Below are 1,076 nucleotides of genomic sequence, written 5' to 3'. Positions count from 1 at the left end.
TCGGTGTCCATCAGCGCCATGAGGGCCCGGCCGTTGTGGACCTGGGTGACACGGAAACCGTGGCCCTGCAGGTAGTTGGCCAGCAGCAGCGTGATGTCAACCTCGTCGTCGAGCACCGCGATGTGGGAGGCAGGTTTCATACAAGGGCAAGGAAATAGAGCACGAATGTTGTAAACATCCTGAATCGAAGGGGAGCGTAGCACGCAAGCCTTGTTTGCGGCTCTCTTTGCAGCCGTGCCGTCGGCCGTAGCGTCCAGCGATAAAGGATGTGCGATCTTGTGCGGCCTTTGATCCCGCGCAAGCCGGGCAGGGCGGTGCGGCGTCAGCATTCGTGTGAACGCCCCATCGGGGCAAGAGGACACACCATGAACTCCGACTTCACTTTTCCGCTGGCGCTGTGCAAGGCGCAGTACGGCATCTGGCTGCACTCGCTCGAAATGTTCGAGACGATCGGATCGCGCATCCTGCAGGACGGCATCGCACTGACCCGCGCCGAGACGGATGCCGTCACGCGGGCCGAGGACTGGCGGGCGTTGGCCATGGCGCCGATGCATGCGTTCCGGCGCTCGGACACGAACAATGTTTCCCACACGCCACCGGTAGCCATCGAGGCCACACCATCCCGGCGGGTCGTGGTGAACGACGCCTTGCGCACCCTGCACGGGGCATTGGCCGCGGCACCGTCCGCACGCCGGCAGCATGCTGGTCGCAAGGCAGCCGCGACGCGAAGGAAAGCGTGACGCTCTCGACCATCTCCGTGCACCTCGACCACACCGAGCGGTGCGAGGTCCGCACCCGTCTGGCGGTGCGAATCGCCAGGCTGATGCAAACCCGGCGCCGCCACCTGCTTGCGCGGAAGAAGCGGCCGATGGGCCGATATGCTCGTGGAGCACTGACGCGCACGGCTACAGCAGCCCCTGGTTGGCGGCCGCGATCACCGCATGCGCACGCGTGCGCACCTGCAGCTTGAGGCAGATATTTTTCATGTGGGCGCAGACCGTCCGCCCGCTGATCGAAAGATGGCGGGCGATGTCCCCTGTGACGTGGCCTTCGGCAACGAGCCGGAGCACCTCGCG

2 protein-coding genes are annotated in these 1,076 nt (G+C 65.1%); one reads left to right on the top strand and one right to left on the bottom strand.

What is annotated here, in order from left to right; translation table 11 throughout:
• Positions 1 to 365: 365 nt before the first annotated feature.
• Complete coding sequence (locus BLV60_RS33870) at positions 366 to 740, top strand: hypothetical protein (protein WP_093060179.1); 375 nt, start codon at positions 366 to 368, stop codon at positions 738 to 740.
• A 165-nt stretch (positions 741 to 905) separates the two neighbouring features.
• Here the strand turns inward: BLV60_RS33870 and BLV60_RS33865 are convergent, their stop codons facing one another.
• Positions 906 to 1,070 carry a helix-turn-helix domain-containing protein gene (locus tag BLV60_RS33865; protein ID WP_093060181.1) on the bottom strand — a complete coding sequence of 55 codons (165 nt, stop codon included), beginning with the start codon at positions 1,068 to 1,070 and terminating at the stop codon, positions 906 to 908.
• Positions 1,071 to 1,076 lie beyond the last annotated feature (6 nt).

This window comes from Variovorax sp. YR634, from assembly GCF_900106655.1.
Lineage (GTDB): Bacteria > Pseudomonadota > Gammaproteobacteria > Burkholderiales > Burkholderiaceae_C > Variovorax.
The sequence above is the reverse complement of the archived record's forward strand: the minus strand, read 5'-3'. Positions and strand labels throughout refer to the sequence as shown.